A 6,699-nucleotide genomic window follows, 5' to 3' on the forward strand; every position below is an offset into this window, starting at 1 on the left:
AATAATAAGGGGATAGCTCTGCCGAGTTATCCCCTTTTCACAATATGGGTTAACGACTCAAATGCCATCAGTAAAGAGCCATTTGATGAAGTGACGTGTTACTTCAATAGTCTGACTAACAAAGCGCCCGGTTCACGCATCGGATCTTGATTGACACTGAGTACATAGCCATCAGCAGGGGCGTAATAACGTTGTTTCTCAGAACCAAAACTATCATATTGAATTGAAATCAATTGTTTTGATTGTACTGATTCACTGACCTTAACTTGAGGGAGAGCGAAACCACCGACATTGGCTCTAATGGTCACCGTTTCTTTTCCTTCAAAGCAGGCATAGTGAGGCTGATCTATCTTTGTAGAGATGATATTTTCCGAGTGCAGGATATTCATCACGCCATTCACTGAACGCTCAATGAGGTCGGGTTGTAAAACCTTTCCAGAACCAACCTCGACGGTGATAGCGGGCGTACCACTTTTATTGAGCTGCGTTTCTAAAACGCCATCATCACCTGGATCATCAAAAATACAGTCAGGATTGATCAATCGAGCCATTTTGATTGCTGCGGGGATTCGATAATCGGCAAAGACATACAAAGGATACTCTGCTCCGCGAGTTTGGGTATGCAGATCGATAGCAAGATCCGCATTATGGCTGAGTAGGTTCTGCCAAATTGAATGTGTAAAACGTTGTGAGGCATCACCGTTCGGGTTTCCAGGGAATATACGGTTAAGGTTTGCTGGGGATGCATCCGGATCCGATGAAATAAAATCTCGGCTGTGCATCAACATACCTGACACATTAATCATCGGAATAATGATGACTGTGCCGTGTATCTCCTCGTTTACGAGCTTTTGAATGACCTTCTGTGCGGTAATAACTCCATTTAATTCATCACCATGAACGCCTGCCGTTACCATTATTTTGCGAGCATTTTGACTTTGCTCACCGCGATAGACGACCACAGGTAAATGATGATTTTGACCAACACCGTTAGTTTGTGCCTCAAACCAGAAACGATGGCATCCCATCGGTAAGTCATCAACATTGAGTTGAGATATTACAGGGTGTCCATTTAGAACATCATTGGTATAAGTAGTTTTTCTCACACTAGTTTCCTTTGTCTCTGGTTCACAATCTATTCTGAGTCTGTGTTGGATGATTGTTATTGAAAGCTGTGATTAAAAATGGGCAGTAAACTGCCCATTGAGATACACGTAAATATTGAAAGGCGCTGTTATGCAAAACCCAGCAGGTGAGCCGCAACAATAATAACGCTCGACAAGCAGAATAGCAGCACGATAAAGCGCCAGCAGAATTTTGCCCAATCACCCCAGTCAATGCGGCATACACCTAGTGTTGCCATCAAAGAAGCTGATGTTGGGACGATGATATTGGTAAAGCCATCACCTAGCTGGAATGCTAAAACCGCGACTTGACGAGTCACACCTGCTAAATCGGCGAGTGGCGCCATTAATGGCATCGTTAGAGCTGCCTGCCCTGATCCTGACGTTACAAAGAAGTTGAAAATAGCTTGGAAGGCGAACATCAGCCAAGCAGCCATCGCTTCTGGCAATGCACTAATCACACCGCCCGCACTGCTTAAGATTGAATTCAGTACGCTTGGCTCGGTTGCATCGCTGCCGCCGCCTAAAATCAGCAAGATACCTTTAGCACTACCCACAAGAATAGCGGGCGCTAGCATCACACTTGCGCCTTCCTTAAATGAATCGGCCATGTCGTTGATGGTCATATCATTTAATCGGAAAATAACACCGATTAAGCCAGCAACAAATCCCATAGTGAAAAACTGAGAGGCAATTTCAGGAATGTACCATGCGTGAACCACTACACCCCAAATAACCCAGGTCATGCTCGCTATCACGGTGAGAATCACCAACGTATCGCCGATATTCCAACGTGATTGAGTCAAGTCTCCTTGTTGCTTCTTGAAGTAAACATCACCAGCTTTACTGTAAGATTTCGAAGGGTCTTTCTTTACCGAATTCGCATACCACATCGTAAAAGCGATGCCGAGCGCGGTGAAGAAAACCCATAGAGCGATACGCACCGATGCCCCAGATAAGACAGGTACACCAGCAATGCCTTGGGCAACAGCAACAGAAAATGGGTTCATCCAAGAAGCAGCAAAACCAATCTGAGTCGCTACGTACGTCACCATTACCGTAGTAATACCATCATAGCCAATACGTACCATTAGCGGCGCGATAATAATGGCAAAGGCGACGGCTTCTTCACCCATACCAAATACAGCCCCACCGAGCGAGAACAGTGCAAATAATACTGGAATGAAAAGCGATTGACTGCCCTTGGTTTTGTCTATGAGACGCAAGATACCGTTATCAATAGTACCTGTGCGCATCACAATGCCGAAAGCACCGCCAATCACAAGCATAAACATGATAACGCCGATTGCTGAACCCCACTTAGATCCAGACACTAAACCTTCAAATACGAAGTTCATTAAGCCGATATCACCACCGCTGGCGAATAGTCCGACAGTATTGTAAATCGGGTTGCCTTGGGGGTCGGTGTGATAGGCAAATGAAGCTGGATCTAGAACGGTACGAGTTTTCTCTGCACCATCAGAAACATAGCTGATGTCTTGTGTTTCAAACATGCCTGCAGGTATGACATATGTCATTGCAGTCGCAAGCAACGCGATAAAGAAAATTAGCACCAGAGTATCTGGCATTTTCCATGTCTTATTTTGGATGGTATCCGATGTTGTGGTTGTCGTGCTCATTGTCAGTTTTTAGCTATAATTAAGATTGGCATAAAATATCACTAATTAAGCATATAATGTCAATTTTAAGTTGGTTTTTGGCTTGTTTGGTGGTGTTATGTTCTTGTTTTTGCGTGGCATGATGGTTTTTATTTTTAACTTGTTATTGCCTGGTTTTATTTAGAGGTAAAAAGTCCTAGCTCAGGTGCTTTTTAAGCAGTGCGGTAAGTTTCATAGAGCGACTCTGGATATATAAAAAACTATACCTTATGAGACTGTATCTAAGGTTGTCTCAAAAGCATTGACTTAGAGTTTTGATACATGCAATCCTGAAAGTGTTAAGAGGTTTGAGACAAAGGGGTAAGCATGGCACACATTGGATACATTCGAGTTAGTACAGTAGAGCAGTCCACCAGCAGACAGTTAGCAGATGTGAAACTGGATAAGGTGTTCGAGGAAAAGGTATCAGCTAAGACAGTAGACAGACCACAGCTACAGGCGTGCTTGGATTATGTCAGGGATGGTGATGTGCTGCATGTTCACAGCCTAGACCGTATCTGTCGTAGCGGTGCAGGTGATGCTGTAGGGCTGGTGGAGCAGATGAACCAGAAAGGTGTATCGGTACAGTTCCACAAGGAAGGAATGAGATTCGATGGTGTAATGAGTGCAGCGCAGAAAGGTGTACTAGGGATACTGGCAGCAGTGGCACAGATGGAAAGGGAATTGATTAAAGAGCGTCAGGCTGAGGGGATAGCAGCAGCGAAGGCAGCTGGTAAACACATAGGTAGACCGAAAGCACAGGTGACGAAAGAGGATGTGCAGAAGCTATTGGATAACGGTGTACCTAAAGCTAAAGCAGCCAAGGAGTTAGGAATAGGTCGTGCGACACTGTATCGGCTCCTTGACGCTAGAGAGTATTAAGCTGGTTTAAACTCTCTTCTCACGCTCTTGAGGTACATGAGTTCCGCTGGAGTGGAGTCGGATGATTGGCGTATTAGTTTTGGTGCAATTCCTATTGCTGCACCAGCTAAGCCAGCTTTTAACGGGTCAAAACCAAATTGCGATGCTGTACCTAGTGCAGCAAGAGTTAAGCCTAGGATACCAGTTGTATCTGAAATCACAGAGCGAAGGCTATCGACACTAATGTCTATTTTGGACTGTTCTAAGGTGCGATTGACATCTCTAATGGAAGCTTCCAGCTTAATCATTGCGGTATTTTTTGCTCTAGGTATGTCACCAGCAGTTAGCACTGACTGGTAGAGTTCATCTAGGTAACTACGGAACGCGAGCAGTTCATCATGATGCTTGTACTTAAATTCAAGTATAGAATCGAAGTGTGTGCTAACAGTAGGGACGGGTAGTAAACCGTGAAGCTCCAGTTCAATACTCTCTTTATCTACAGGAGTTGTGGTGAGAATGCTATCCGAGATTTGAGCCTTAGACCATAAGCCTGGATGTGCTTCATTGAGCTGTTTAAAAATTGCTTCATGTGAAGCAAGGATTTCATCTCCAGCCTTTTTGCTTAGGGTTACATCAGTGCAATCAACAATCTCAGCAGTCATAAAGTTAGATACATTAATCACACTGCTTTGTTCCATGCGCATTCCAAGCGAGCGAGGTTTTTCTCCATGTCGAGTTCGTTGTAACGCACCAGCTTTTTCTAGTTCTTGGAACTGCCAGCAATCAAACTCTATCGAGGAGCATTTAGGAACTTCAATCTTATCCCAATAAAGTAGGTACTTACGTAACTCAAAATCATCAGTAGCAGAACGAAATAAAGCCCCACCTGTTTCTGGATACTCAAATTGAGGAGATAGAACAATACCTCTTTCCATTGATAATCGCCTTACACTCAGATAGTTAGGTTATTATGATAATGCAAGGTGTTGAATAGGGGAAAGGAAGAGAATAGACTTTATGAAGTGTGGCACTTTACTGTGGCACCCATACAAAAACAGCGCTATCCCAAAAGGCGCTAACCTATTGAAATAACGCTGTTTCCAAACGTTTGGTGGAGCTGGCGGGAGTTGAACCCGCGTCCAAAAATCATTCATCATTGGTACTACATGCTTAGTCGATCTTTAATTTCACCAGCAACCTGCGAACCGACACGCTAGTTAAAGGCTAACCTGAATTATAATTCGCGCTTTTCCTCTCAGGTGGGAGAAGCCGCGCTAGCTAGTTTGGGTTTGATCTCTTATTGGTCCCCGTCTTACGAGCGGAAGCTAGGGTAAGAGAGCTCTGAGCAGGTTATTAAGCTGCTAGTGCGTAGTTTTCGTCGTTTGCGACTATTTTTTTGCGGCTTTTAACGTGGCCAACCGCCCCACGGCATGCACCTCAGACTTCAAAATTCCTGTCGAATCCTAAATCAGCCCCAAGTGTTATTTGCATAGTACCAGAAAAGCTTACCCTGTCTAGCACTGTGCGTTTAAGTGCTTAAAATTAACGCAAATTACTCTTCATAATTCGTGCTTTATCTCTCGCCCAATCTTTTTCTTTCATATCAGTACGTTTATCGTGCAGCTTTTTACCTTTCGCTACGCCAACTTTAATCTTCGCCCAAGAGCGAGACCAGTAAAGTGCGGTTGCGACAAGCGTCATGCCTTCACGGTTAATACGACCGATAAGGTTATCGAGTTCTTTTCTCGACATTAGTAGTTTACGGATGCGTGTTGGGTTCGCCACGATATGAGTACTCGCTTGAGTTAGCGGAGTGATCGTCATACCACTGATGAATGCTTCGCCATCTCGGATGTAGACGTAGCTTTCTGCGATATTGGTTTTGCCTTCACGTAGGGATTTTACTTCCCAGCCTTGTAGCTCAAGCCCCGCTTCTATCTCATCATCGATGAAATATTCGTGGCGAGCTTTCTTATTAAGCGCAATGGTATTACTACCGGCTTTTGATTTTGATTTATTCTTTGCCATAATGGCCTCATTATACGGAATGCGCCCTAGATGGGGAATCCTTTTTATTTGCGCTCTGGCCCAATACAATTAAAATTGCAGTTTGTGTTAATGTAACGCTGTCTTTAACAGGAGTCTATATGCCAAAGGTTACTCGTTCAGCATTAGTGTCTTTTAGTGCCGACCAGATGTTCAGCTTGGTCAATGATGTTGCTCGTTATCCTGAGTTTTTGCCAGGATGTTCTGGTTCTCGTGTGATCGAATCTTCAGATTCCGCGATGGTGGCTTCGGTTGATGTCTCTAAAGCTGGTATCAGTAAAACATTCACTACGTCGAATCGAATGGCGGATGGTGCTGAAATTTTAATGGAGCTGGTAGATGGCCCGTTTAAGAAGCTGGAGGGGGGCTGGTATTTCACTCCTCTAGACGACCAAGCATGTAAGGTTGAACTTAAACTAGAGTTTGAATTTTCTAGTCGAATGATTGAAATGGCATTTGGCAAGATTTTCAATGAACTGACAAGCAATATGGTCAGTGCTTTTACTCAACGAGCGAAACAGGTTTACTAAGCCATGACTATTGAATCAGATATGATCCACGTAGAAGTTGTGTTTGCGCTTCCACATGAGCAGCGTGTATTTACCTTAGTGGTAAATAAGAACGCGACCGTTGAAGAGATTATTGCGCAGTCTGGTGTTTTAGAGTTGTATCCAGAAATCGACTTGGCGAAAAATAAAGTTGGCGTATACAGCCGCAACGTTAAGTTAGATGCAACCGTTCGAGATAAAGATCGTATCGAAATTTATCGAGCACTGTTAGCCGATCCAAAAGAAATTCGCCGTAAGCGTGCTGAACAAGCGAAAGCGGCGGCTAAATCGTAATACCAAACAAATTTGAATGATAAAGAAGCTCGCATTAGCGAGCTTTTTTTCATCTGTTTGTTAGACAATACAGTCTACAGTCTCATTTGTTAGCAGATATTAAAAAGCCTGCTCATGAACTGACCCCCAATAGTTGGACACCAATTATTGGGGGTCTTTTTATGTCCA

General features: G+C 43.8%; 7 protein-coding genes and 1 other RNA gene. 3 read left to right on the forward strand and 5 right to left on the reverse strand.

The annotated features are described in order from the left end of the window. Positions 1 to 98: 98 nt before the first annotated feature. Together AB6F11_RS19060 and yfcC are read right to left on the reverse strand one after the other, a co-directional pair. Positions 99 to 1,106: a succinylglutamate desuccinylase/aspartoacylase family protein gene (locus tag AB6F11_RS19060; protein WP_017059743.1), complete on the reverse strand. Its 1,008-nt coding sequence runs from the start codon at positions 1,104 to 1,106 to the stop codon at positions 99 to 101. Positions 1,107 to 1,234: 128 nt separating this feature from the next. After that, the gene (yfcC, locus tag AB6F11_RS19065; RefSeq protein ID WP_017059744.1) at positions 1,235 to 2,713 is read right to left on the reverse strand and encodes a putative basic amino acid antiporter YfcC; all 1,479 of its coding nucleotides are present in this window, start codon (positions 2,711 to 2,713) and stop codon (positions 1,235 to 1,237) included. A gap of 396 nt (positions 2,714 to 3,109) precedes the next feature. Here yfcC and AB6F11_RS19070 point away from each other — a divergent pair, with 396 nt between their 5' ends. After that, positions 3,110 to 3,664: a recombinase family protein gene (locus tag AB6F11_RS19070; RefSeq protein WP_102393635.1), complete on the forward strand. Its 555-nt coding sequence runs from the start codon at positions 3,110 to 3,112 to the stop codon at positions 3,662 to 3,664. Here AB6F11_RS19070 and AB6F11_RS19075 read toward each other — a convergent pair. The 3 genes from AB6F11_RS19075 to smpB form a co-directional block, all read right to left on the reverse strand. After that, positions 3,661 to 4,578, reverse strand: coding sequence for a DUF6236 family protein (locus tag AB6F11_RS19075; RefSeq protein ID WP_102393636.1), 918 nt, complete (start codon positions 4,576 to 4,578; stop codon positions 3,661 to 3,663). The genes AB6F11_RS19070 and AB6F11_RS19075 overlap by 4 nt on opposite strands. Positions 4,579 to 4,752: 174 nt before the next feature. Beyond that, positions 4,753 to 5,119, reverse strand: a transfer-messenger RNA (tmRNA) gene (ssrA, locus tag AB6F11_RS19080). A 66-nt stretch (positions 5,120 to 5,185) separates the two neighbouring features. Further along, on the reverse strand, positions 5,186 to 5,671 hold the full coding sequence (gene smpB / locus AB6F11_RS19085) for an SsrA-binding protein SmpB (RefSeq protein ID WP_004735156.1): 486 nt from the start codon (positions 5,669 to 5,671) through the stop codon (positions 5,186 to 5,188). A gap of 119 nt (positions 5,672 to 5,790) precedes the next feature. On the opposite strand from smpB, the gene AB6F11_RS19090 reads away from it, so the two are divergent. Together AB6F11_RS19090 and AB6F11_RS19095 are read left to right on the forward strand one after the other, a co-directional pair. After that, the gene (locus AB6F11_RS19090) at positions 5,791 to 6,219 is read left to right on the forward strand and encodes an SRPBCC family protein (protein ID WP_010438915.1); all 429 of its coding nucleotides are present in this window, start codon (positions 5,791 to 5,793) and stop codon (positions 6,217 to 6,219) included. Between the two features lie 3 nt (positions 6,220 to 6,222). Continuing rightward, the gene (locus AB6F11_RS19095) at positions 6,223 to 6,531 is read left to right on the forward strand and encodes an RnfH family protein (RefSeq protein ID WP_016796754.1); all 309 of its coding nucleotides are present in this window, start codon (positions 6,223 to 6,225) and stop codon (positions 6,529 to 6,531) included. Positions 6,532 to 6,699 lie beyond the last annotated feature (168 nt).

Source organism: Vibrio sp. 10N.247.311.14 (genome assembly GCF_041467715.1).
GTDB lineage: Bacteria > Pseudomonadota > Gammaproteobacteria > Enterobacterales > Vibrionaceae > Vibrio > Vibrio crassostreae_C.